We start from the raw sequence: 24,536 nt of genomic DNA, 5'->3' as shown, positions 1-24,536 counted from the left end.
GCCGGGTTCTATAGCTGGCAAATGAAAACATCTGATCCAAAGCACCTGATCCAAATTGCACGCCAGAGCGGGGATGCAGAGCATGGCACGCCAGTGGACCTTGGAGAGCGGGTGCGCGAATTGCGCAAGGCGCGCCACTGGACGCTGGAGCAGGCGGCAAACCAGGCGGGATTGGCGCGCTCCACGCTGAGCAAGATCGAAAACGGGCAGATGTCCCCCACCTATGACGCGCTGAAAAAACTGGCGACGGGGCTGGAAATATCTGTACCGCAATTGTTCACGCAGCCACAAACCGGTCAGGTCAACGGGCGTATGGCCGTGACGAAATCAGGGCAGGGGGCGGCGCAGGCCACTGTGACTTATGAGCATGAATTGCTGGCCGAAGCGCTGACGCAAAAACGGATGTTGCCCTACCGTGCAAAGGTGAGGGCGCGCAGTATGGATGAATTTGATGGCTGGGTGCGTCATGACGGCGAGGAATTCCTCTATGTGCTCACCGGCGTCATTCAACTGATTACGGAATTTTATGAGCCGGTTGAGATGCGCCGGGGAGATAGCGCTTATTATGACGCTACGATGGGTCACAATGTGGTCTCGCTCAGCAATGAGGATGCCGAGATACTCTGGGTCACATCGCTGAGCTGAACCGGGCGTTCAGGAGGGATCGTACCACCACACCTCTGGCATGAAGTTCGGACCGTCGCCGTAAATCGGCAAGGTATCGGGGTATTTCAACGCCTTGATATGCGCGATCTGACCGGTGGTGAATTGCCAGAACGGAATCACATAGCGCCCCGCCGTCAGCACCCGGTCCAATGCGCGCACGGCGGCGTTAAAATCCGCCTCATCCTTGGCAGAGAGCATCGCATCGATCATACCGTCCACCGCAGGCGATTTCACACCCATCCAATTGCGCGATCCCGGTTGATCGGCGGCTTCCGACCCCCAATAGAACCTCTGTTCATTGCCCGGCGACAGGGACAAAGCGCGCCGATAAAGGGTCATGTCGAAATCAAATGCATTGGTGCGCGCGGTATATTGCGCGCTGTCGGTGGTCTCAATCGTCACATCAATACCCAGGCGGGTGAGGGCCGAAAGATAAAGATCGGCAATGGCGATGTTTTCGCTGCTGTTTTGTGCCAACAGGATGGTAAAGGCGAGCGGCTGCCCCTCCGCGTTGCGCATCACACCGTCCTTCGGCGTCCATCCGGCCTCCGCCAGAAGCGCAAGAGCCGTGCGGATGCCCTTGCGATTGCGCGCGGACCCATCCGATTGAGGCAACGCATACCCCTCCAAGGTGCCGGGCAACAGATCGGACGCAAAAGGCGTAAGCAAGGCCGCCACGGCCCCTTGCGCAGGACCCGGTTTCATCGCCAGTGTGGAGTTGGAAAAATATGATGTGATCCGCGGCTGCGCCCCGCCCGTCAGCGTGTCATTGATGTACTCGAAATTGAACGCCTGGATCAGTGCCTCGCGCAGGCGCCAATCGTCAAAGGGCGCGTTACGTGTGTTCATTACGAAGCCGGTCATACCGGATGGCTTTTGATGGGGAATTTCCGATTTCACCATATCGCCCCGGTCGATGGCCGGGAAATCATATTGGGTTGCCCATTTTTCCGCGTTGAATTCGCGCAGAGCAGAGATATCACCGCCTTTGAAGGCCTCAAACATCACCGAGGCATCGCCATAGAAATCCAGCTTGATTCCATCCAGATTGTGGGTGCCGCGGCGAAACGGGATGTCCGCCCCCCAATAGTCGGGGTTGCGGATCAGTTGCACGAAACGCCCGGCTTCATAATCGGTCACCGTATAAGGGCCGGTGCCAAGGGGAATTTCAGCCAGCGGTGCATTGGCAAAATCGCGACCCTCCCATTGCGCGCGGCTCAGGATAGGCCGCATGCCTGCCAGCAGAGCCAATTCGCGATTTTCAGTGTTGAAATCAATGCGCAATGTGCGCGGCCCGGTTTTTGTGATCTGCTCGATCTGGGCGGCCAGGCTGTGGTATTTCGGATGGCCTTGCGTGGCGAGCAGGTCATAGGTGAAGATCACATCCTCCACCGTCACAGGGGAGCCATCCGAGAATTGCGCGCCTTCGCGCAGCGTGAAGGTGACCCAGGAGCGGTCCGGGGCCACCTCAACCGATTCGGCCAAAAGCCCGTAAAGCGTGAAAGGTTCTTCCCAGGACCGTCCCATCAGGCTCTCATGGGTCAGGAAACTGAGCTGCCACGGCACCGTCCCTTTGCGCACAAATGGGTTCAGGCTGTCAAAGCCGCCGGTGTTGCCCAGCGTAATATTGCCACCCTTGGGGGCGTCCGCCCAAACGTAGGGGAGCGACACAAAATCAGGTGGCAAGTCGGGGGTCCCATACATAGATATCCCGTGTTGGGGCTCGGCCGCAGCACTTGTGATCCACAGAATCGCGACGCATGGCGTCAAAATCCGCGTGAAGTGGCGGAAAAAATCAGTACCCATTTTAGCGACAATCCCCTGCGTGCCTTGTTTTCTTGAACGCCAGCGTACCGAGGTATTTACATCTTATCAAACTTTTAGCTTGGCCAGCGGCGCCAGATTGCTTATAACGATCTCACTGCTCGATAGGTTTCTTGCCTGTATGAAACCTGCCTCAATAACTTAACGCCTGCCTTGTGCAGGCGTTTTTTTTGTGCCTATCCAAACTTGTGTTTCGGTGGCATTTGGTGGGACAACATCGTTCCCGCATCATTTCCGGATCCACCCTCAAAAACCGCGTTTCCTTTGCAAGCGCAGCACGCCATGATCTGTGCAGCGCAGTATGACCCCTGATCAAAAGGAGCCTACCCATGGCATATGAGATTTCATTGAGCGGAAAAACCGCCGTCATCACCGGATCAAACTCCGGGATCGGGTTGGGCATTGCCTGGGAGTTGGCCCGCGCGGGGGCCGATATCGTGCTCAATTCCTTCACCGATGCCGCAGAGGATCACGCGCTCGCCAAGGAAATGGCGCAGGAAACCGGTGTCAACGTTCGCTACATTCAGGCCGATATGTCCAAGGGCGATCAATGTCGCCGCCTGATCGAGGATGCGGGCAAATGCGACATTCTGGTGAATAACGCCGGTATTCAGCACGTGGCCGCGATCCCCGATTTCCCGGTGGAAAAATGGGACGCGATCATCGCAATCAATATGTCCTCGGCGTTTCATACCACCGCCATCGCCTTGCCGATGATGCGTGCGGCCGGGTGGGGGCGGGTGATCAATATTGCCTCCGCGCATGGGTTGACGGCTTCGCCCTATAAATCCGCCTATATCGCAGCCAAGCACGGGGTGGTCGGGCTGACCAAAACCACCGCGCTTGAGACCGCCAAGGAGCCGATCACCGCCAATGCGATCTGTCCAGGTTATGTATTGACGCCGATTGTGGAAAAGCAGATCCCCGATACGATGAAGGAATATGACATGACCCGCGAGGAGGTCATCGAGAACGTCATGCTGACGCGCCAGCCCTCCAAGGAATTCGCCACGGTGGAGCAGATGGGCGGCACGGCGACGTTTCTGTGCTCGGATGCTGCGGCGCAGATCACTGGTACGACAATCAGCGTAGATGGCGGCTGGACGGCCTTGTAAGGGCTTCTTTACCCTGCGCGGGCAATTTTAAACAAACGCAACCCCACTGAAATGGACCCGATATGGCAGTCAAAAAGATCAATCTGGCCCTTCAGGGCGGGGGCGCGCATGGGGCTTTTACCTGGGGCGTCCTGGATCGACTTCTGTGCGAGGAGGATATCGAAATCGCCGCCATTTCGGGCACCTCGGCGGGGGCGCTGAATGGGGCGGCGCTCAAGGCGGGGATGATTGAGGGCGGACGGCAGGGCGCGCGCGATCGGCTGGACTGGCTCTGGGGTGAGGTGGGGGCGCGCCCCGATCTGCAATTGCCGGAGTGGATGCAGCCGTTTTCGCTGACGGATTTCAGTCAGGCGCTTGAGTATTCCTGGCCGGTCATGGCGGCGGACGCCTGGTCACGCTCTGTCTCGCCCTATGCTTACGGGCCGTTTTACAAGAACCCGCTGCGCCCCATAGTGGAACAATTCGATCTGGACGCGGTGCATGAGGAGGGCGGGAAGGGACCCTGCCTGTTCATCTGTGCCACCCGCGTGCGCAATGGCAAGGTGCGGGTCTTCAAGGACAGCGAAATCAGCACCGATGCGATTCTGGCCTCCGCCTGTTTGCCCACCGTCTTTCAGGCTGTGGAGGTCGAGGATGCGGAAACCGGCCTGCGGGAAGCTTTCTGGGACGGCGGTTATACTGGCAACCCGGCGCTTTTTCCGCTGTTCAACCCCGCGCTGCCCGATGACATATTGATCATCAATATCAACCCGCTGGAGCGCACGGAATTGCCGCGCACCGCACAGGCCATCCAGAACCGAATCAATGAGATCAGTTTCAATTCATCCCTGTTGCGCGAATTGCGTGCCATCGAATTCGTTCAGCGGCTGTTGGCGCAAGGGGCGTTAAGCACCGAGCATAAAAGCCGCGTGTTGGTTCACATGGTTGCGGATGATGCTCTGATGAATGAACTCTCGGTCGCCACAAAACTGGTCCCGACACCCTTTACGCTGGCGCGCCTCAAGGAGGCCGGGCAGAAGGCAGCGGATGGTTTTCTGACGCACCACAAAGATGACCTCAATAAGCGCAGCTCGGTGGATCTAGTGGAGATGTTTCAGTAAGCTCAGGCACTGTTGACCGCCGGAACGGTCGGATCCTTGCCATTGGGGTAAACAAGGCCCGCCGAAATCACCAGCTTGGCGGCATCTTCCACGGTCATATCCAATTCGATCACGTCATCGGCGGGAAAAAACAGCAAAAAACCCGAGGTGGGGTTTGGTGTTGTCGGCACAAATATGCTGACCATCGGATTCGCGTTATTGGCACGGGCGGCGATTTCGCCTTTTGTGGTCGTGGAAATGAAACCAATCGCCCAGATGCCCCGGCGGGGATATTCGATCAGGCAGGCCTTTTCGAATGAACGGTCCGATTGCGCAAACACGGTTTCCGAGATTTGCTTGATGCCCGAATAGATTGAGCGCACCACGGGCGTGCGTTCCACGAGGCTTTCTGCAAAGCGGATGAAGGAGCGCCCCAGAAACCCCTTGGCCATCCATCCAACCAGAATGGTGAAGGCCAAAAAGATCACCACGCCGATGCCGCGAATGTTGATCTGAATTTCCGGATCAAGCCCGAGCCAGTCCTGCAACACGCGGTCGGGCTGATAAGAGCCGGGCACCAGTGGCAAGACAAGCCCATCTATCCAGCCGACAACCGACCAGATCAACCAGATCGTCAGGCCAACAGGGGCAATCACGACAAGACCTGTCAAAAACGACGCCCGAAGCGCGGCAAAGAGGCTGCGTTTCGATACGGGCGGTTCTGGATCAAACGGGGTGTTCATGACACAACTCTAACTGGCGTGCTCGCTAGGTAGGCGCTATGGGCAGGGTTCACAATGGCTTTGGCCGTCAAATTGGTTAATTTCCCGTAGACCGAGCAAGTGTGGCGAGTTCTGATGAAATTTTCGCCGCCAGCCGCGCGTTGTTGCGCACCAGCGCAATATTCGCCGTCAGGGATTTTCCCTCTGTCAGCTCGAAAATACGCTGCAACAAATAGGGGGTCACGGCTTTCCCGCGGATGCCGTGCGTGTCGGCATCCGCCTGAGCCTGCGCGATGATAGGGGCGAGGGTCTTGGCCGGAATTTCATCCTCGACGGGAATCGGATTGGCCACCAGCTGCCCCCCCGGCAGGCCAAGCGCGCCGCGCATGTGATGCGCGCGGGCAATCTGGGCGGGATCATCCATCCGCAGCGGTGCCTTGAGCGGCGATGTGGTGCTCCAGAAGGCAGGAAAGCTGTCCTGACCCACGGCGATCACGGGGACGCCTTGGGTTTCGAGAACCTCCAGCGTCTTGTCGACATCCAGGATCGCCTTGGCCCCGGCGGCAATCACGGTGACGGGCGTTTGCGCCAGTTCCATAAGGTCGGCAGAGACGTCAAAGCTGTTCTCCGCCCCCCGGTGCACCCCGCCAATACCGCCCGTCGCAAAGACCGCAATACCGGCCAGATGCGCGCCAATCATCGTGGCGGCAACAGTGGTCGCGCCGGTGCCGCCTGTCGCGATGCAGGCCGCCAGATCGGCGCGCGAAAGTTTCGCCACACCGCGGGCCTGCGCCAGTGTTTCAAGCTGGCCATCCTCCAGACCAATGTGCAAAACCCCCGCGATCACCGCGATGGTCGCAGGGGTGGCACCCGCCGCGCGAATGTCGTTTTCGACCTGACGCGCCACCTCGAGATTTTGCGGATAAGGCATGCCGTGGGTGATGATCGTGCTTTCCAGCGCGACCATGGGCTTATTGGCGACCTTGGCGGCGGCGACTTCAGCAGAATGGATCAGGGGCAGGGTGGTCATAAAGCGGTCTCTCCGGAAACATAGGTTGCGGCGGCCAGCAACGCCTTGTTCAGCGCGTCCTCGGGGGGGGCACCGCCGGCATCTGCGGCGATATGGGCGGCCATGAAGGTGTCCCCCGCGCCAGTCACACGGGTCACCAGCACTTGCGGCGGTGTCTGGGTCAGCAACCCATCTCTGCGCCCTTCGGTGGCGTCTGATCCGCCATCCGTGACCAGAACGCGGGCCGCGCCACGTTTCAGCAATCCTGCGGCGGCGTCACGCGAATTGTCAAAATCAGTCTGGCAGAGCAACCCCGCTTCTTCGAGGTTGACGTAAAGCGTCCCGCGACCGGCTTGTACAAAAGGGGTCAGCCGTTCCGCCTTGCCGGGCGAGGCGGGTGCGACGCGCAGATCGGCCTGTGCCAGAAGCGGGCTGCGCGCGATCTCGCTGAGCAAGGTCAGCGTCAGATTGCCATCAAGCGCGACCAGACCGCCAAAGGGTGCCTGCGGCGTTGCCAAACGCCCATCTGAAAGTGGTGCCAGAATTTTCGCGCCCGCCGCTTCCAGCGAATGCGCATCCGCGATGGCGGCGATCAACCCATTGGCCCCCTCGACGGCCATGTAAACATCCGTGGGCAAGTCATCAGAGCGATACACGGTGTCGGTGATCATTCCCCGCGCTGTGCAGGCCGCGATCAACTCATCGCCCTCACCATCACGGCCCACCGCCGTCAGCAGCGCGGGCGTCAGGCCAAAGCGCACCAGCGTCATCGCGATGTTCATCGCCACACCGCCCGGCAGCCGCGTGATACGCCCCGGCACATCCGAGCCTTGCCGCATTGCGCTGGCCGAACGCCCGATCACGTCCCACAGCACGGAGCCAATGCATAAAATATCAGGTTCTCGGGTCATGTTTGTCTTGTGACTGCGAAATTGGGCGGGTTCAAGGGGCTGTGGGTGCGATCCTCTATCCGCCCGGCACCGCAAAAGTCAGCGCCGCCCAGAGCGTTTCCCAAACCGGGGCTTGCTCGGACGTGCCGGCCTGCGGGCTGGCGCGCAACACGACCGCATCAAACAGATAATGATGACCGGGCAGGACCGGGATGCTGGCTTCGCCTGCTAAATCCGTTCGGGTCAGCGTGATGTTCACCGTGCCGTCGGGCGCGCGCTCAAAGACCTCGATCTGCGCATCCGTTCGTGGGGCGTTGTTATACTGCACCCGCACGCGCATCTGATTGTCGAAACCGGGTTCATAGGGGTTGGTAAGGGCGACAAATTCCGTCGCCATCCCGTAAGCACGATCCGCGCCCGAGCCAGTCCCAACGGCAATGAGCGATTTGGCGTGACGGGTATAGCTTTCCTGGAAACCCTCCTGGGGCCATCCCGCGGCCGCGTGATCCGCAGCGGCCTTGGTGAAATCCTTGTGTTTGGCGAAGGCGAGGAATTTATCCCACACCTTATAGGTCAGACTGGACGGGGTCGTTTCATGCAGTATGACCAGCAACCCATCCCCCGGCGCGAGCGTGTTCAGCGCGGGCGTATCCCCGATGCGCCCCTCTACGGGCTGGACCGCATCGCCCTGCGCCATGTCAAACCGCGTAAACCGGTTATCAAACCACGCCAGGGTGATCCCTTCGAAGTTTTGGCCATTGCGCAGGTCGGCCACAAGCGGGGCGCCGGTTTCCACTTGATATTTCTGTGGGTCAATCCAAAACTCATGGCCAAGCACAGGGCTGGCCGCCAGCATTGCACAACCGAGTAACAGACGCGAGAATATCATGATGTCATCCCTCAACACATTTATCTTAAAGCTGCTGCTTTTGGGAGTGATGTCAACTGCGGGTCTCGCGATCACGGCCCCCCGCGGTCTCAGCCACGAATTGGTCCCAACGATCGCGGATATGACCGTGCTGGACGCGCAGAGCGTGGTTCTCGATTTTCGGATCAACCTGGAAGCCTTTCTGGCAGGCGTTGATCTGGACGCGGCCCAGAACACCGATGACGATGATGCGGGGGAAGCCTATACAACCCTTCGCGGGTTGGGCGCGTCGGAATTGAGGGCGCGGGTGCCACAGTTGGTCGATCTTTGGAACCAAGCGCGGCTGGGTGAAGCCGATGGCGCATTGGTATTCGGGATCACCCGCGTTGAGGTGCCCGAGGGGTTGAGCGAGGAGTTGCCGCGCATCTCGCTGCTCACGTTGACGGCGCTTTTGCCGGAGGGCGCGCGTAATATGACGCTGAACTGGCCCGATGGATCGGGAGCTCTGGTTTTGCGCCAACAGGGTGTCGATGCCCCCTTTACCGGATATCTTGCGGGCGGTGAGACCAGCCCGCCCATCGCATTTGCAGGGGGCGGCGCGCAGAGTTTGAGCGAGGCGTTTTTTGGATATATCCCGGTGGGGTTTGACCATATCCTGCCCAAAGGGCTGGATCATATCCTATTTGTGCTGGGCCTGTTTTTCCTCAGCGCGCGCGTCAGGCCGTTGGTCTGGCAGGTCAGCGCCTTCACGCTGGCGCATACCGTGACACTGGCGCTCGGTGCTCTGGGCGTTGTGAGCATCAATCCTGCGCTTGTCGAACCGCTGATTGCGGCCTCTATTGTGTTTGTGGCAATCGAAAACGTCTTCGCCTCAGGTCTTAACCCGTGGCGCCCGGTGGTGATCTTTTGTTTCGGTTTATTGCACGGATTGGGTTTTGCCTCCGTGTTGGGGGATTTCGGCCTGCCCGAAGGTCAGTTTGTACCCGCGCTGATCGGGTTCAATGTGGGCGTTGAACTGGGTCAGTTGACGGTGATTGCCATCGCCTTTGCCTGTGTCGGCTGGTTTGCGCGCAAAGAATGGTACCGTGCGCGCATCGCTGTCCCCGCATCCTGCGCAATCGCGGCAGTCGGGGCATATTGGTTCGTGGAGCGCGTGTTTTTGTAAGCCTCAGCCCATCGCCGCAACCAGGCGCGCCAGCGATTGGGCGGGATCATCGGTATTCCAGATCTCCTCACCGATGCCAAAGAAATCGGTATAGGGCGTGAGCGTGCGGACCATGGTTTCATCCAGCGCACCTTCGGCCACAACCGGGACTTCGATGGTCTCGGACCACCACTGAAACACCTCCAGATCGACAAAGCTACCATCGCCAAGGACGCCCGCTTGCACGGGACCAAATGCGACGTAATCCGCGCCCGCTTCGCCCGCGCTCATGCCGTCATGACGCGAGGTCGCACAGAAACTGCCAACAATCGCATCTTCACCAAGTGTCTTGCGGGTGTCGCGCACCGAGCGCGCCGCATCGCTCAAATGGACGCCATCCAACCCCAAGCGATCCGCCAACAGCGTGTGATCGCTGAGCACCAGCGCAATGTCGCGCGCATGTGTGACCTCGCGCAGCGCATCAGCGGCGCGTGACAATCGATCCTCGTCGCGTGTGGCAAGGCTCAGGCGCACGCAGGCGATGGGCTGCGCATCCAGCACGGCGGCCAGGAGATCAGGAAAGGTCGAGAGCTCAATCTCGGAGGGTGTGATCAGATACAGCTGGGGTTGCTCGGGCGTGTCCATGGGCGTGTCCTTTGGAAATCTTTTTCAGACCAGTAACGCAAGCTTTGGGAAATGAAAACTTTTATGCCTTTCTGAGGGGGCATCGCGCGCGCCTGCTTGCGAGCGGGGCGGTGTCACCCTATGAGGCCCCTATGAATGATCCTGTTGAACACCCTGCTTGCCCGGCCTTTGTTTTGGTGCGCCCACAGATGGGTGAAAACATCGGTGCCGCGGCGCGTGCGATGTGGAACTTCGGGCTGGACCGGATGCGGATCGTGGCACCGCGCGACGGCTGGCCAAATCCAAACGCGACCGCCATGGCCAGTGGTGCGGGGCGGCTGCTGGATGAGGCGCAACTCAGCGATGACGTGGCGACATCCGTAGGCGATTGTTCTTATGTTTTTGCGACCACGGCGCGGGCGCGGGATTTGACCAAACCGGTGTTCAGCCCCGAGGCCGCAATGCGCCTTGCAGCAGAACGAATCGCCGCAGGGCAACGGGTTGCCGTGCTTTTTGGCCCCGAACGGGCGGGGTTGGAAAACGAGGATATCGCGCGCGCCAATGCGATTATTTCGGTGCCGGTCAATCCGCAGTTTGCCTCGCTGAACCTGGCGCAATGCGTTTTGCTGGTGGGGTACGAATGGATGCGCGCCACCGGGGAGGTCACCCATGAGAGCACCGAAATGGCCGGTACAGAGTGGGCCGAAACGCTCGAAGTCGAACATCTGGCGCATCACTATCAGGACCGGCTGGAGCAGGCCGGGTTCTTCTTTCCCGAGCACAAAGCGCAGTCGATGAAAACCAACCTGCGCAATATGTGGAGCCGGATGCCGCTGACCCGCGCGGATGTGCAGATGATGCACGGGGTGTTGCGCCAGATGGTGCGATGGAAAATGCGCGACGACTAGACGCGCTGGTCTCTCTGGACCCCGCCGCACACAGGGCATAGGTATGCAGGCGACGCGCAAGACGAGGACGCAAGGATGAGCGGTAAGCGAAAGCTTTTCGAGGAAGTGGGCAGCATTGAGGCGACGCGGCTCGCAGTGCAACCGGGGTTGATCGATCAGGGTCACGGCGGGGCGCGCGGCGCGATACGGGTATGGTTGATGATGCTCTTTGCGCTGGTGTTCATCATGATCGCCGTGGGCGGGCTGACGCGCCTGACGGACAGCGGGCTCAGCATCACGGAATGGCGGCCCTTTACCGGGGCCTTGCCGCCGATGAGCGCCGCCGATTGGGACTCCGAATTCGCCAAATACCAGGCGATTGACGAATTCCGTATCCAGAACCAATGGATGGAACTGCATGATTTCAAAGTAATTTACTGGTGGGAATGGGGTCATCGTCAGTTGGGGCGCGTGATTGGCGTAGTCTGGGCCTTGGGCTTTGGATATTTCGTGATCCGCCGCCAGATCCCGACCGGCTGGACACCCAAGTTACTGTGGCTCGGGGCCTTGGGCGGTGCGCAGGGCGCCATCGGCTGGTGGATGGTTTCCTCTGGTGTCACGCAGGGCGAGGGCGTCACCGATGTGGCGAGTTACCGGCTGGCCACGCATCTTGGCCTGGCCTTTGTGATCCTGGGGTTCATTGCATGGTATGCGATGGAAATGGGCCGTTCCGGGCGCGATTTGATGCAGGCGCGCCGTGCCAAGGAGACCAAACAATGGGGTATGGCCACGGGGCTGATGCATTTTGCCTTCCTACAAATCCTGATCGGGGCGCTGGTCGCGGGGATTGACGCCGGGCGCAGCTATACCGACTGGCCCCTGATGGGCGGGCAAGTCTTCCCAGCCAGCGCATTGACGCTGGACCCCCTCTGGCGGAACTTCTTTGAAAGCCCCGGTCTTGTGCAATTTATTCACCGTATCGCGGGGTATCTGCTGGCCGCTTTTGCCCTTATCGTCTGGCTGCGCGGGCGCAAATCGGTACATCCCAACACGCGCTTTGCATTTAACGCGGTGATCGCCGCCGTAGCCTTGCAGGTCGTGATCGGGATTGCCACCGTGCTATATGGCGCGCCCGTGCATATCGCGCTGGTGCATCAGGTCATGGCTGTGATCCTTTGGGTTCTGATCCTGCGCGCGCGCTTCCTGAGCGGCTATCCCATCGCCACATCCCTGAGAGGAAAACCCGCATGAGTGCCTATGATGATCTGATGGCTTTCGTGCGCGAAACTCAGGCGCTGAGCCAGATCGCCGGGCGTCTGGAGTGGGACCAGGAAACGATGATGCCGCGCGGTGCCGCGCCGCAACGCGGTGAGGAATGTGCCGCAATTGCAAGTGTTCTGCATGCCCGGCGCGTTGATCCGCGGGTCGGGGATTGGCTCGACGCCCTTGCTGGCACGCCGCTGGATGACGTCGCCGCGGCACAACTGCGTCACATTCGCCGGGATTTTGAGCGCGCGCGCAAGGTCCCCGCCGCATTGGCCGCACAGATCGCGCGCGTCACATCCAAGGCGCAGGGCGTTTGGGCGGATGCGCGCGCGGCCGATGATTTTGCGCGTTTTGCCCCGACGCTTGACGAGGTCCTCACGCTCAAGCGCGAAGAGGGGCACGCGCTGGCGGATGGCGGTGACGTTTATGATGCGATGTTGGCCGACTACGAGCCCGGCACCACAGGTGCTGAGCTGGAGGCGATGTTTGGAGCCCTGCGTCCCGAGCTTGCCACCTTGCGCGCCGCCGTGCTTGAAGCCGATGCGCCCTCCAGGCTCACCGGCGAATTTGATGAGGCCGCGCAGATGGGCCTGACACGCAAGCTGGCCAAGACCTTCGGGTATGACATGTCACGCGGGCGGGTGGACAAGGCCGTGCATCCGTTCAGTTCCGGCTCCGGGCTTGATGTGCGCATCACGACACGCACCAACCCTGTCGATCCGTTCAATTGTTTTTACTCCACGATCCATGAAGTAGGCCATGCAGCCTATGAGCAGAACATCCATACCGATTACCTGCTGACCCCCTTGGGGGCGGGCGTGTCCATGGGCGTGCATGAAAGCCAGAGCCGCATCTATGAGAATCAGATCGGACGCAGCCGCGCCTTTACCGGCTGGCTTTACGGGCAGATGCGCGATGCTTTCGGCGATTTTGGCATTCGCGATGAGGAAGCGTTTTATGCCTGCGTAAATCGCGTCTCCAATGGGTTCATCCGCACGGAAGCTGATGAATTGCAATATAACCTGCATGTGCTGCTGCGTTTTGATCTGGAGCGCGCTTTGGTTGCAGGGGATTTGAAGGTCGCTGAGCTGGAGGCCGCTTGGAATGACCGCTTTGAGGCGGATTTTGGATTTGCCGTCGATAAACCGTCGAACGGCGTTTTGCAGGATGTGCATTGGTCCGTTGGATTGTTCGGTTACTTCCCGACCTATAGCTTGGGCAATGTCTACGCAGGGTGCTTGAACAAGGCCATGCGCGCAGCACTTCCCGACCTTGACGCCCAACTGGCGCGCGGGGACACATCCGGCGCAACCGCGTGGTTGGGCAAGCATGTCCAGACCCACGGTGGGCTTTATGAGCCGCGCGATGTCATTGCAAAAGCCAGCGGGTCAGCCCCCAGCGAGGCACCGCTGCTCGCCTATCTCAAAGAGAAATTCACCGGTATCTATGGGGTGTAACGGTTAGAGCAGCGCCATGCGTTCGGATCGTTCCATGTCCGGGTAGGGACGATATAGGGCGAATTCCGCAGTCTCGATCAAATCATGCACCGCGCGGTGCAATTGAGCGACTTCATCGTCATGGGTCCCGGTCAGGCGAAACGCTGTTTCGAGCTGCGCCAAGCCATCCACCTCGATTTCCAACAGGAAATCTCGATAGCAATCTGCCGCAAGGTTTAGTTTGCGCCGCATCAGCCGCCAATCACCGATGGCATCACTGGCGCGCAAATGGCCCATCCAATCCTCAAGCGCCTTGGCAAAGAGCAGGGCTTTGGCATTATCTTTCAGCGTGATCATGCAACAATAAACATTCATCCGGGCACCTCGCAGGTTTGAAACGCCACTGTGCCCGGAAAAAATTGAAAAGCTGTTAAGCCTCGTCTTCGCCGCTTTCTTCTTCGCCTTGATCCGCAATCCAAGCCACGCTTACGACCTCTTCACCCTTGCCGGTGTTGAACACTTTTACACCGCCCGCAGAGCGGGAACGGAACGAAATGCCCTCAACGGGGACGCGGATCGACTGGCCCTTGGAGGTGGCCAGCATGATCTGGTCGTCCATTTCAACCGGGAAAGAGGCGACCAAGGCACCGCCGCGCATGGCTTTATCCATCGCCTGAACCCCCATGCCGCCACGTCCGCGCACCGGATAATCATGGCTCGAACTTAACTTGCCCGCACCCTGTGCCGTCAGCGTCAGGATCAGGTTTTCAGCCGCCGACATTTCGGCATAACGATCCGGGCTGATGGTGGCATTTGCATCCGCGTCATCCTCATCCGCAGCCTCCGTATCATCGGTCAACCCGACCATCGCACGGCGCATTTTCAGGTAAGCCGCGCGTTCATCCGATGTCGCATCAAAGTGGCGGATCACCGACATGGATACGACCTTATCCTTGCCGGACAAGCGCACACCGCGCACGCCGACCGAACTGCGCGAATTGAACACGCGCACGTCTTCGCTGGGGAAGCGGATAGCACGCCCGGAGGCCGTCACTAGCATCACATCTTCATCGCGGGATGCGATTTTCGCATTGATCAGCGTGGTTTCCGCATGATCCTCCTCGAACTTCATCGCGATCTTGCCGTTGGATTTGACGTTGGTGAAATCGCTGAGCGCATTGCGCCGCACGGTGCCCGCAGAGGTCGCGAATACGATCTGTAGCTCGGACCAGTCCTTTTCATCGCGATCCACCGGCATAATATCGGCCACGGACACACCGGGCGGGATCGGCAGGATATTCACGATCGCCTTGCCCTTGGAGGTGCGACCCCCCTGGGGCAAACGCCAGGTCTTGAGTTTATAGGCCATGCCGTCCGTGGTAAAAAACAACAGCTGCGTATGGGTATTGGCGACAAAGAGGGTGGTAATGACGTCCTCCTCTTTGGTCTGCATGCCGGACACACCCTTGCCGCCACGCTTTTGGCTGCGGAAATCGGCGAGTGGCGTGCGTTTGATATAGCCGCCAGAGGTCACGGTCACGACCATATCCTCACGCGCGATCAGGTCCTCGTCTTCCATGTCCCCAGACCAATCGACGATCTCGGTGCGGCGCGGCACGGCGAAGAGGTCGCGCACTTCGCGCAGCTCATCCGCGATGATGCCCATGATGCGGTCGCGCGAGCCCAGAATTTCGAGGTATTCCTTGATCTTGCCAGCCAGCTCTTCAAGCTCGTCGGTGACCTCTTTCACGCCGATCTGGGTCAGACGTTGCAGGCGCAATTCAAGGATCGCGCGGGCCTGCGTTTCCGACAGGTTATAGGTGCCATCGTCATTCGCGGTATGGGTCGGATCGTCGATCAGCGCGATATAGGGCAGGATGTCCTGCGCAGGCCAGCGGCGCGTCATCAGCTTGCTGCGCGCCTCGGCGGCGTCAGCAGAGGAGCGGATGGTCGCGACGATTTCGTCAATATTGGTGACGGCCACGGCGAGTCCACAGAGCACGTGGCTGCGTTCGCGGGCCTTGCGCAACAGATAGGCGGTGCGGCGCGCGACGACATCCTCGCGGAAATCGATGAAATAGGTCAGGAACTTGCGCAGGGTGAGCTGTTCGGGGCGCCCGCCGTTTAGCGCCAGCATGTTACAGCCGAAATAGGTCTGCATCGGCGTGAAACGGTAAAGCTGGTTCATCACCACCTCGGCGGTGGCGTCACGTTTCAACTCCACCACAACCCGCACGCCATTGCGGTCGGATTCGTCTTGTACGTGGGAGATGCCTTCGATCTTCTTTTCGCGTACCTGCTCGGCGATTTTCTCGATCATCGAGGCCTTGTTGACCTGATAGGGGATCTCATCGACGACGATGGCCCAACGGTCCTTGCGGATTTCTTCAACGCGGGTTTTAGCGCGGATGATAACGCTGCCACGCCCTTCAAGGTAGGCTTTGCGCGCGCCCGTGCGGCCCAGCATGATGCCGCCGGTCGGGAAATCGGGACCGGGCACATATTCGATGAGTTGCTCGGACGTCAAATCCGGCTCCTCAATTAGCGCCAACGTCGCATCAATCACTTCGCCTAAGTTATGCGGCGGGATATTGGTGGCCATGCCGACGGCAATCCCACCGGCACCATTGACCAGCATGTTGGGAAAGCGGGCAGGGAGCACGGTCGGCTCCTGCTGCTTGCCATCATAGTTGTCCTGATAATCGACAGTATCCTTGTCGATGTCCGCCAGGAGATAGGCGGCAGGCTTGTCCATGCGCACTTCGGTATAACGCATCGCGGCCGGGTTATCGCCGTCCATGGAGCCAAAATTACCCTGCCCATCCAGCAACGGCAGCGACATGGAGAAATCCTGCGCCATCCGCACAAGGGCGTCGTAAATCGCGGAATCCCCATGCGGGTGGTATTGACCCATCACATCACCAACCGGGCGCGCGGATTTACGGTAGGATTTATCGTGCGTATTGCCGGTTTCATGCATCGCAAACAGGATGCGGCGGTGCACCGGTTTCAACCCATCGCGCAAATCAGGGATCGCCCGGCTGACGATAACCGACATGGCATAATCAAGGTAGGACGTGCGCATCTCATGTTCGATGCTGACCGAGGGACCGTCATAGACAGGCCGCTCAGGCGTCATTTCATCATCGTTCTCAGGGGGTTGTGGTGTATCGCTCACGTGCTTTGCCCATCTTTGCCGCGGGGTCTATATATTGTAGAACGACCTTATCAGCGGCGCATATGAGGTGCAATGCCTGAGGCTTCTCGTCCTTGGCAGCCATCACAGTCAAGTGCTAATATATTGTTTTCATTGAAAAGTAATTTATCCATGGCATTCTGGAATTCTGTAGCAGTCAAGAGGACACAATATGCCCCAATCTGAAACCGAACTGATGCTGAAAGGATATGGCCTGACAACGGCGGAATTCTTCTATCATATGCCCGATTATACCCATGTGCTCAACAGCTTCGTCTGGCAGGAATATGACATCGCGCCCGACCACCCCAAGCTGTTCAAATTCGTAGAATTCTGGCAATCCGAAATCGAAGGGCCGCTGCATTCAGTGCGATTTACCCATCGCAAGATGCTCAGTTCCGGAGAATGGCGCAATGTAACGGGTGAGTTTACACTACACTAAGGGGGTCCTGACCGGACAGGCGCGCGACGCGCGGAACCTATCGGGTCACGGAGTCTGATCTGCTGCTCAACATGCACAATGGCGTCATTTCTCGCTGGCGCATAAAGCTGATGCAGGATCGTGAAGCGTTCAATGCGCATCAACTGACCCGTCTCAGGCAGAGCAGCTGGCACCACCAAGAACGCAGAATTTCGCGCAATGCGGGTGATTGAGCGAAACATCGCGTTCAGCCTCGGCCAGTGTCGCCCCCAGTTCAAACTCGGGCGCATAGGGCAGGAGCGTGCAGGCCAGCACGGCAGGGCGCGCGGCCCCTTTGCGCTTGACCACCATGCGCGAGGAGGCGCACATCAGCGCGTCTGGTGATTTACCCAAGATATCCCAACAGGCGGTGGTGATCTCGGGCACCTCAACGCTCTCGTCCATTTCCGGAAACAGGACGGTCGCGCCGGGGTCCATCGCATCAATCTCAAAGCCGTGGCGTGCATAGAAATCGGCATACCCCGCCCGGCTCTCGGCCTCGCTATGGGCCATGATCGACCGACCTGCAACGGCCATCGTGATCCCGGCATCGCGCAGCCATTTCATCCCCGCCAGCGTCTTGTCAAAGGCCCCGACACCGCGCTCAGCATCATGCAACGCCGCGCTGTAATGATCGACGGAAATGCGCAACGTCAGTTTGCCGGGATAAGCGGCGTTCAATTCCTTCAAGCCCGCCTGCATCTTGGTGCGCATCATCGGGCGCATCGCATTGGTCAGGATCAAAACATCAAAGCCGCGTGCCAGCGACCGGCGAGCGATCTCGATCATCTGCGGGTTCATGAAGGGCTCGCCCCCCGTGAAAGCGATCTCCGTGATCGGCCAGCTGCGGGTTTTGATCTGATCGAGGTAGTCGCTCACCTCATCCGCGCTGATATAGACCAACGCATCATTGCTCGGGCTGCTCTCGATATAGCAGTTCACACATTCGATGTTGCACAGCGTCCCGGTGTTAAACCAAAGCGTTTTCGGCGCGCTCAGGCTGACATGCGCACGTTCTTCACCCTTTGCGGTGCGTTCAGGGTCTAGGAACTTGCCTGCGTTGGCCGCTGCGAGATCTTTCATAAAGGATAACGTCCTTGGGTGGTTTTTGTAAAACTGTGCTAAGAGATATATAAATGTAAGAAAACCGGTTTTACTACTAAAGCACGCTCTTGTGATTGCAGGATTCTTGGGGCATGTTTGCGCTAACATCAACTGCGGCGAATGGACGCCGTCAATCAGGATGACACCATATGGTTTCGCGCGTAATTCCGGTCGATCCTTTCGATCTCGTAATCTTTGGCGGCACGGGTGATCTGGCGCGTCGCAAAATCTTGCCGGGGTTGTTCCGTCGGTTTTGTGCGGGGCAGATGCCAGATAATGCGCATGTTATTGGCGCCGCGCGTACCGAGATCAGCGAAGCCGCGTATCGTGACATGATCCGGGATGCTATTTTGGAATTCGGCGGCGTGGAAAAGACCGATGAAGCCCAGTTGAGCGCCTTTTTGCAAAACCTCTCCTATGTCGCGATTGATGCCCGCGGGGAGACCGGCTGGCGCGATCTTAAGGCGTTGATGCGGCGCAAGGTCGTGCGCGCATTTTACTTCTCCGTGGCCCCCAGCCTGTTTGGTGATTTGGCCGAGCGGCTGAACAATCACGGGCTGACGGATCACAACAGCCGTATTGTGGTTGAAAAACCCTTTGGCCGCGATCTTGAGACGGCACAGAAGCTAAACGGAGATCTGGCGGCGTTCTTTGAGGAGAGCCAGATTTACCGCATCGATCATTATCTGGGCAAGGAGACGGTGCAAAACCTGATGGCGGTGCGCTTTGGCAATATGCTGTTTGAGCCGCTCTGGAATAGCCAGTTTGTGGATCACATCCAGATCACCGTGGCCGAAACGGTCGGCGTGGGCGGGCGCGGTGAATATTACGACAAATCCGGTGCGATGCGCGACATGGTGCAGAACCACCTGATGCAATTGCTCTGCCTGATCGCGATGGAGCCGCCCGCAAGGTTTGACCCGGATGCGGTGCGTGATGAAAAGTTGAAGGTCATTCGCGCGCTGGAACCTGTGGAGCCACATCACATCGTGCGCGGCCAATACGGCGCGGATGTGGATGATCCCGATGAGCACCCCGATTATCGCACCGCGGTCGATAATCCCAAGTCCAAGACCGAGAGTTTCATCGCGATGAAAACCCATATTGCCAATTGGCGGTGGGCGGCAACGCCGTTTTATCTGCGCACGGGCAAGCGGCTTTGTGCGCGCTCCTCAGAAATTTCGATTGTCTTCAAGGACACCCCGCATTCGATTTTTGGCGAGGAGGCCGGACGCCACCGCAATGTGCTATCGATCCGCTTGCAACCCAATGAGGGCATCAAGCTTGGCGTGACGATCAAGGAACCGGGGCCTGGTGGTATGCGGTTGATCGACGTGCCGCTGGACATGACATTTGCGGATGCGCTTGGGCCGGAGGGGGCGGATAATGTGGATGCCTATGAACGCTTGATCATGGATGTGATCCGGGGCAATCAGACGCTGTTCATGCGCGGGGATGAGGTCGAGGCCGCCTGGGCCTGGACCGATCCGATCATTGAGGGGTGGACAAATAGCAATGACGTGCCAAAACCCTATGACAGCCATAGCGCAGGCCCGGATGCATCCGCGCAATTGATGCGCCGTGACGGGCGGGAATGGCGGGAGGTCACACCATGAAGTTTATTGAAAACGCGGATCGCGACATGGCGGTGATGAATATCGCCCACGCGTTGACCAGCGATTTGCGCAAGTGTTTGTTGCAGCATGAATTTGCCAGTTTTGCGGTGCCCGGCGGGACCACGCCGGGGCCGATCTTTGATGCGATGAGTTCGGTGGAGATCGACTGGCACCGGGTGCATGTGATGCTGACGGATGAGCGCTGGGTGCCCGATGATCATGCGCGCTCCAACGCCGGGCTGGTCAAGGCGCGGCTGTTGACCGGGAAAGCGGCGGCGGCGCGGTTTGTGTCCTATTATCGGCAGGGTCTGCGCGCGCAGGAGGCCGCGCCGCAGCTGTCACAGAAATTGACCGGAGAGGTGCCGATTTCGGTTTTGTTGCTGGGCATGGGTGCGGATATGCATACGGCCTCGCTGTTTCCGGGTGCGCCGGGATTGGCGGAGGCGATGGGGCGTGATGCGCCGTTGATTTGCGCGGTGAGCCCGCCAGACCAGCCAGAGGATCGCATCTCGCTGAGCGCGCCCGCGCTGGCGGGGGCGATGGACAAACATCTGGTGATTTTTGGTGATGACAAACGCGCAGCCCTGGAGCGCGCGATGACATTGCCGCCGCAGGACGCTCCAATTGGGGCCGTGATCAAAGGGGGGGTCGTGCATTGGGCAGCCTGAGTGTGCAGTGGGCAGCGCTTGCGGCCCTGAAAGAAAAGAACCAGGGCCGTTCCATCCTGTCATTGTTTGACACCCCCAACCGGGCCTCAGAGTTCAGCGCGCAGACCGGTGATATGCTGTTTGATTATTCCAAGACGAACCTGGATGCGGAAACCCGTGACGCGCTGCTCGCCTTGGTCGAGGCGGCGGATGCGCCTGCAAAATGCGCCGCGATGTTTGGGGGCGAAGCGATCAATGACACCGAAGGCCGTGCCGTTCTGCATACCGCTCTGCGCAACCTTGATGGGGGGCCGGTGTATGTGGATGGGTTCGATGTCATGCCGGGGATCCATGCGACGCTGGAACGGATGCGCATTTACGCCAACCATATCCGCAACAGCGATATCACGGATGTGGTGAACATCGGGATTGGCGGATCCGATCTGGGGCCGGCCATGGCGGTGCAGGCGTTGTCGCCTTATCATGACGGGCCACGGTGCCATTTCGTGTCCAATGTGGATGGGGCGCATATCGCGGATGTGCTGCGCGGGCTGGAGGCGAAAACCACCTTGGTGATTGTGGCTTCCAAGACCTTCACGACAATCGAGACCATGACCAATGCGCGCACCGCCAAGGCCTGGATGCAAGCGCAGGGGGGTGATGCAAGCGCGCAGTTTGCCGCGCTGAGCACATCTGAGGAAAAGACCCGCGATTTCGGCATCCCGCCCGAGCGCGTATTTGGGTTTGAGGATTGGGTCGGCGGGCGCTATTCGCTCTGGGGGCCGATTGGATTGTCCCTGATGATTGCCATCGGACCGGATCGTTTTGATGCGTTTCTGCGGGGCGGGCAGGAGATGGACCGCCATTTCCAGACGGCACAGGGCGTTGGAAACCTGCCGGTGATGCTGGCGCTGGTCGGGATCTGGCATGCGCAGGTCTGCGGATATGCCAGCCGGGCTGTGTTGCCTTATGACCAACGCTTGGCGCGGTTGCCGGATTATTTCCAGCAGCTGGAAATGGAAAGCAACGGTAAGGCTGTGCAAATGGATGGTACGCCGGTGGATGTGTCGAGCGGGCCGATTGTATGGGGCGCGGCGGGAACCAATGGGCAGCATGCGTTTTACCAGCTGATCCATCAGGGGACGCGGATTGTGCCTTGCGAGTTCATGATTGCTGCGGAAGGGCATGAGCCGGATCTAGCCCATCACCACCAGCTGTTGATCGCCAATTGCCTCGCGCAATCCGAAGCGCTGATGCGCGGGCGGTCGCTTGAGGAGGCGCGCGCCAAGATGGAGGCGGCCGGGTTAAGCGGGGATGAGTTGGAACGCCAGGCGCGCCATAGGGTGTTTACCGGTGATCGCCCGTCCACGACGCTTGCCTATCCAAGGCTCGATCCCTTTGTGCTGGGCCAAATCGTGGCGCTCTATGAGCATCGCGTGTTTGTCGAGGGCGTCATTCTGGGCATCAATTCGTTTGATCAATGGGGTGTCGAGTTGGGCAAAGAACTTGCGACCTCCCTACAGCCAATCATTGAAGGCCATGCGGACGCGTCGGAAAAGGATGGTTCAACCGCAGCGCTGGTAGGCTTTCTGCATCAACATCAAAAGCAGGAAGGGTGATCCGGGTGGCCTCAAAGCCCACCCTACGGCACCTAGACGGTTCGGTTGCGTTTATCGCGTAAGGTGGGCTTTCAGGCCACCTTCACGGCTGATGCTCCGCACTGTCGATTTGAACGAAGCGCTCGCGCACCTCTGCCGGGATTGGGTATCTCCCCGACCCATCCGCATTCAGCATGACAAGCACGCACTCGAATGTCGCACGCAGCGTCCCGCCGGACCACAGCGCCTGGGACAGCGAAAAAGACGTGTTCCGAAACGCTGTGCATCCGCAAGTGACCACGTAGTCCTCATCCATAAGCATTTCCTGGCGATAGTGGATCTCTCCCGACCGGATCACGATGCGCGGGTCCTTCCCCGTGCCCCTAAAGCGCGAAATTCCCCAGTCCTGCGTATATCTGATACGCAGCCGTTCAAACCAATGCATGTAGACGGCGTTGTTCACGTGGTTCAGCACATCCAATTCGGAAAACCGGACCTGATCCGCCATCGCCAGCGGGGCGGGCGGCGTGATCCCAAGGTCTTGTTGGATGCGCGGTGATAGCGGTGTGTGATAGAGAAGTGACATATGTTTGCCCTAAGCCCTGTGGCTTGATTTGCCAAGACTTGCCAGAAAGGGTCCAGCGATGCACGGTGGCAACATGCACCGCGCAAGCACGCAAGGGAGATTCCACATGCTCGGCCAGATGATGACAGCGCCATTGTTGATTTCCTCGCTGATCGAGCATGCACAACGGTTTCACGCTCAAACGGATGTGATCTCCGTCAATACCCACGGCGGCGAGGAGCACATAAGCTGGGGCACGGTCGGCCGTAACGCGCGCGCGCTCGCCAGCGTGCTTGACCGTCTTGGGCTGGGTCGCCAGGCACGTTGCGCCACCATCGCCTGGAACAACCGCCGTCATCTGGAAATCTATTTCGGCGTTTCGGGCGGCGGCTTCGTCTGTCACACGATCAATCCGCGTCTGTTCGCCCAGCAACTGATTTATATCATCAACCATGCCGAGGATGAGGTGTTGTTCATCGATGCGACTTTTGTCCCGCTGGTGGCGGCCATTCGCGACAAGCTGACCACGCTCAAGCATATTGTCCTGATGGAGCCAGAGGTCGGGGAGGCGGCAGAGGCCTTGCCCGGCATCATCGCCTATGATGATCTGCTGGCGCAGGGCGATCCCGAATACGCCTGGCCGCAATTCGATGAATTGACGGCCTCCAGCCTGTGTTACACGTCCGGCACCACCGGCAATCCCAAGGGCGTTCTGTTTTCGCACCGCTCCACCGTGTTGCACAGTTTCGCCAGCAATCTTGCCGATAGCATCGGATTTTCGGCCATGGACGTCGTCCTGCCCGTGGTGCCGATGTTCCACGTCAACGCCTGGGGTTCGCCCTACGCCTGCGCGATGGTGGGCGCGCGTATGGTTCTGCCGGGGCCGGGGCTGGATGGGCCTTCGCTTGTTGGGCTGATCGACCGGCACCGTGTGAACACCGCACTGGGTGTACCGACCATCTGGCTGGGCCTTCTGGGGGAGGCGGAAAAGGCAGGCAGCAAGCTCGAAAGCCTGCAGAAGACCGTTGTGGGCGGCTCGGCCTGTCCACCCTCGATGATCGAAGCCTTCCGAGACCGCTACGGTGTGGAAACGATCCACGCCTGGGGCATGACGGAAATGTCGCCGATCGGTTCGGTCAATCAACCGCTGGCCAAACATCTCGACCTTGAACTCGACGCGCTGCACCGATTGCGCGAAAATCAGGGCCGCCCGCCTTGGGGTGTGGAACTGGCAATCGTGGATGATCAGGGCGCGCGCCTGCCGCATGATGGCAAGACGCAGGGCGAATTGGTGGTGCGCGGCCATTTCATTCTGAACGCTTATTTCCGCGCGACGCCGGAGGAGACGTTGCAGAACGGGTGGTTCAATACCGGCGATGTGGCGACGCTGGATTCAGACGGGTTCCTGAGCATCAAGGATCGCTCCAAGGACATCATCAAATCGGGCGGCGAGTGGATCAGTTCGGTGGAGCTGGAAAATATCGCCATCGCCCATCCGTTGCTGGCGGATGCCGCCGTGATTGGCGCGCGCCATGAAAAATGGGACGAACGCCCCGTGCTGGTGGCAGTCAAGGCAGAAGGCGAAGACCCCGATATCGGCGACGTTCTAAGCATTTTCGAGGGTAAGATTGCCCGGTGGCAGGTTCCTGATACGGTCGTTTTTACGGATGCTCTGCCGCGCAATGCCACGGGCAAGGTTTTGAAGCGGGATCTGCGTGATAAATTCAGAAACATCCTTTTGAATTAGACCACTGCCTTGGCACAGGTTGTTTCGTCGCAGATTGTTTTTTCTGGTCGGGCGCGAGACTTGTATGTGAACC

General features: G+C 59.2%; 22 protein-coding genes. 12 read left to right on the top strand and 10 right to left on the bottom strand.

The features are described 5' to 3' along the window. Window positions 1-21: 21 nt before the first annotated feature. Window positions 22-645, top strand: coding sequence for a helix-turn-helix domain-containing protein (locus ROLI_RS10565; RefSeq protein ID WP_187430611.1), 624 nt, complete (start codon window positions 22-24; stop codon window positions 643-645). A gap of 9 nt (window positions 646-654) precedes the next feature. On the opposite strand, the gene ROLI_RS10560 is transcribed toward ROLI_RS10565, so the two are convergent. Next, window positions 655-2,370: an extracellular solute-binding protein gene (locus ROLI_RS10560; protein ID WP_187430612.1), complete on the bottom strand. Its 1,716-nt coding sequence runs from the start codon at window positions 2,368-2,370 to the stop codon at window positions 655-657. Between the two features lie 449 nt (window positions 2,371-2,819). Between ROLI_RS10560 and ROLI_RS10555 the strand changes: the two genes are divergently transcribed. Both ROLI_RS10555 and ROLI_RS10550 read left to right on the top strand, forming a co-directional pair. Then, complete coding sequence (locus ROLI_RS10555) at window positions 2,820-3,605, top strand: 3-hydroxybutyrate dehydrogenase (RefSeq protein ID WP_187430613.1); 786 nt, start codon at window positions 2,820-2,822, stop codon at window positions 3,603-3,605. Window positions 3,606-3,667: 62 nt separating this feature from the next. After that, window positions 3,668-4,705, top strand: coding sequence for a patatin-like phospholipase family protein (locus tag ROLI_RS10550; RefSeq protein WP_187430614.1), 1,038 nt, complete (start codon window positions 3,668-3,670; stop codon window positions 4,703-4,705). Window positions 4,706-4,707: 2 nt separating this feature from the next. Here the strand turns inward: ROLI_RS10550 and ROLI_RS10545 are convergent, their stop codons facing one another. The 4 genes from ROLI_RS10545 to ROLI_RS10530 all read right to left on the bottom strand — a co-directional run bounded on the left by ROLI_RS10545 (window position 4,708) and on the right by ROLI_RS10530 (window position 8,194). After that, the gene (locus ROLI_RS10545; RefSeq protein WP_187430615.1) at window positions 4,708-5,427 is read right to left on the bottom strand and encodes a DUF502 domain-containing protein; all 720 of its coding nucleotides are present in this window, start codon (window positions 5,425-5,427) and stop codon (window positions 4,708-4,710) included. Between the two features lie 76 nt (window positions 5,428-5,503). Then, window positions 5,504-6,436, bottom strand: a complete 933-nt coding sequence (locus ROLI_RS10540) for a pseudouridine-5'-phosphate glycosidase (protein ID WP_187430616.1) — start codon at window positions 6,434-6,436, stop codon at window positions 5,504-5,506. Further along, window positions 6,433-7,326, bottom strand: a complete 894-nt coding sequence (locus ROLI_RS10535; RefSeq protein ID WP_187430617.1) for a PfkB family carbohydrate kinase — start codon at window positions 7,324-7,326, stop codon at window positions 6,433-6,435. The genes ROLI_RS10540 and ROLI_RS10535 overlap by 4 nt, the downstream gene beginning before the upstream one ends. A gap of 55 nt (window positions 7,327-7,381) precedes the next feature. Beyond that, entirely contained in the window at window positions 7,382-8,194 is an 813-nt protein-coding gene (locus tag ROLI_RS10530) for a DUF4198 domain-containing protein (RefSeq protein WP_262386545.1), read from the bottom strand. Between ROLI_RS10530 and ROLI_RS10525 the strand changes: the two genes are divergently transcribed. After that, window positions 8,193-9,338 (top strand): HupE/UreJ family protein, encoded by a 1,146-nt coding sequence (locus tag ROLI_RS10525; RefSeq protein ID WP_187430618.1) that lies wholly within the window; start codon window positions 8,193-8,195, stop codon window positions 9,336-9,338. The genes ROLI_RS10530 and ROLI_RS10525 overlap by 2 nt on opposite strands. A gap of 3 nt (window positions 9,339-9,341) precedes the next feature. Here ROLI_RS10525 and ROLI_RS10520 read toward each other — a convergent pair whose 3' ends face one another. Further along, window positions 9,342-9,962 (bottom strand): thiamine phosphate synthase, encoded by a 621-nt coding sequence (locus ROLI_RS10520; RefSeq protein ID WP_187430619.1) that lies wholly within the window; start codon window positions 9,960-9,962, stop codon window positions 9,342-9,344. 131 nt (window positions 9,963-10,093) lie between these two features. On the opposite strand from ROLI_RS10520, the gene ROLI_RS10515 reads away from it, so the two are divergent. The 3 genes from ROLI_RS10515 to ROLI_RS10505 all read left to right on the top strand — a co-directional run bounded on the left by ROLI_RS10515 (window position 10,094) and on the right by ROLI_RS10505 (window position 13,551). Further along, a complete protein-coding gene (locus ROLI_RS10515) occupies window positions 10,094-10,849 on the top strand; it encodes an RNA methyltransferase (protein WP_187430620.1) in 756 nt (251 codons plus the stop codon). 75 nt (window positions 10,850-10,924) lie between these two features. Beyond that, window positions 10,925-12,079 (top strand): heme A synthase, encoded by a 1,155-nt coding sequence (gene ctaA, locus ROLI_RS10510; protein ID WP_187430621.1) that lies wholly within the window; start codon window positions 10,925-10,927, stop codon window positions 12,077-12,079. Next, complete coding sequence (locus ROLI_RS10505) at window positions 12,076-13,551, top strand: carboxypeptidase M32 (protein WP_187430622.1); 1,476 nt, start codon at window positions 12,076-12,078, stop codon at window positions 13,549-13,551. The genes ctaA and ROLI_RS10505 overlap by 4 nt, the downstream gene beginning before the upstream one ends. A 3-nt stretch (window positions 13,552-13,554) precedes the next feature. Here ROLI_RS10505 and ROLI_RS10500 read toward each other — a convergent pair whose 3' ends face one another. Together ROLI_RS10500 and gyrA are read right to left on the bottom strand one after the other, a co-directional pair. Then, window positions 13,555-13,905 (bottom strand): DUF6614 family protein, encoded by a 351-nt coding sequence (locus ROLI_RS10500; RefSeq protein ID WP_187430623.1) that lies wholly within the window; start codon window positions 13,903-13,905, stop codon window positions 13,555-13,557. A 55-nt stretch (window positions 13,906-13,960) separates the two neighbouring features. Next, a complete protein-coding gene (gyrA, locus tag ROLI_RS10495; RefSeq protein ID WP_222869564.1) occupies window positions 13,961-16,669 on the bottom strand; it encodes a DNA gyrase subunit A in 2,709 nt (902 codons plus the stop codon). A gap of 229 nt (window positions 16,670-16,898) precedes the next feature. Between gyrA and ROLI_RS10490 the strand changes: the two genes are divergently transcribed. Continuing rightward, on the top strand, window positions 16,899-17,168 hold the full coding sequence (locus ROLI_RS10490; RefSeq protein ID WP_187430625.1) for an usg protein: 270 nt from the start codon (window positions 16,899-16,901) through the stop codon (window positions 17,166-17,168). Window positions 17,169-17,321: 153 nt separating this feature from the next. Here the strand turns inward: ROLI_RS10490 and ROLI_RS10485 are convergent, their stop codons facing one another. Beyond that, window positions 17,322-18,269 (bottom strand): radical SAM protein, encoded by a 948-nt coding sequence (locus ROLI_RS10485; protein ID WP_187430626.1) that lies wholly within the window; start codon window positions 18,267-18,269, stop codon window positions 17,322-17,324. A 170-nt stretch (window positions 18,270-18,439) separates the two neighbouring features. Between ROLI_RS10485 and zwf the strand changes: the two genes are divergently transcribed. Genes zwf through pgi form a run of 3 tightly spaced genes read left to right on the top strand, consistent with a single transcriptional unit; the run spans window position 18,440 to window position 22,172 of the window. Next, window positions 18,440-19,906 carry a glucose-6-phosphate dehydrogenase gene (gene zwf, locus ROLI_RS10480; protein WP_187430627.1) on the top strand — a complete coding sequence of 489 codons (1,467 nt, stop codon included), beginning with the start codon at window positions 18,440-18,442 and terminating at the stop codon, window positions 19,904-19,906. Beyond that, window positions 19,903-20,574: a 6-phosphogluconolactonase gene (gene pgl, locus ROLI_RS10475; protein WP_187430628.1), complete on the top strand. Its 672-nt coding sequence runs from the start codon at window positions 19,903-19,905 to the stop codon at window positions 20,572-20,574. The genes zwf and pgl overlap by 4 nt, the downstream gene beginning before the upstream one ends. A gap of 2 nt (window positions 20,575-20,576) precedes the next feature. Next, window positions 20,577-22,172 (top strand): glucose-6-phosphate isomerase, encoded by a 1,596-nt coding sequence (pgi, locus tag ROLI_RS10470; RefSeq protein ID WP_187430660.1) that lies wholly within the window; start codon window positions 20,577-20,579, stop codon window positions 22,170-22,172. A gap of 82 nt (window positions 22,173-22,254) precedes the next feature. On the opposite strand, the gene ROLI_RS10465 is transcribed toward pgi, so the two are convergent. After that, window positions 22,255-22,737 (bottom strand): thioesterase family protein, encoded by a 483-nt coding sequence (locus ROLI_RS10465; protein ID WP_187430629.1) that lies wholly within the window; start codon window positions 22,735-22,737, stop codon window positions 22,255-22,257. Window positions 22,738-22,843: 106 nt separating this feature from the next. On the opposite strand from ROLI_RS10465, the gene ROLI_RS10460 reads away from it, so the two are divergent. Beyond that, window positions 22,844-24,463 carry a long-chain fatty acid--CoA ligase gene (locus ROLI_RS10460; RefSeq protein ID WP_187430630.1) on the top strand — a complete coding sequence of 540 codons (1,620 nt, stop codon included), beginning with the start codon at window positions 22,844-22,846 and terminating at the stop codon, window positions 24,461-24,463. Window positions 24,464-24,536 lie beyond the last annotated feature (73 nt).

Source organism: Roseobacter fucihabitans (assembly GCF_014337925.2).
Lineage (GTDB): Bacteria > Pseudomonadota > Alphaproteobacteria > Rhodobacterales > Rhodobacteraceae > Roseobacter > Roseobacter fucihabitans.
This window is presented reverse-complemented; position numbering and strand designations above follow the sequence as displayed.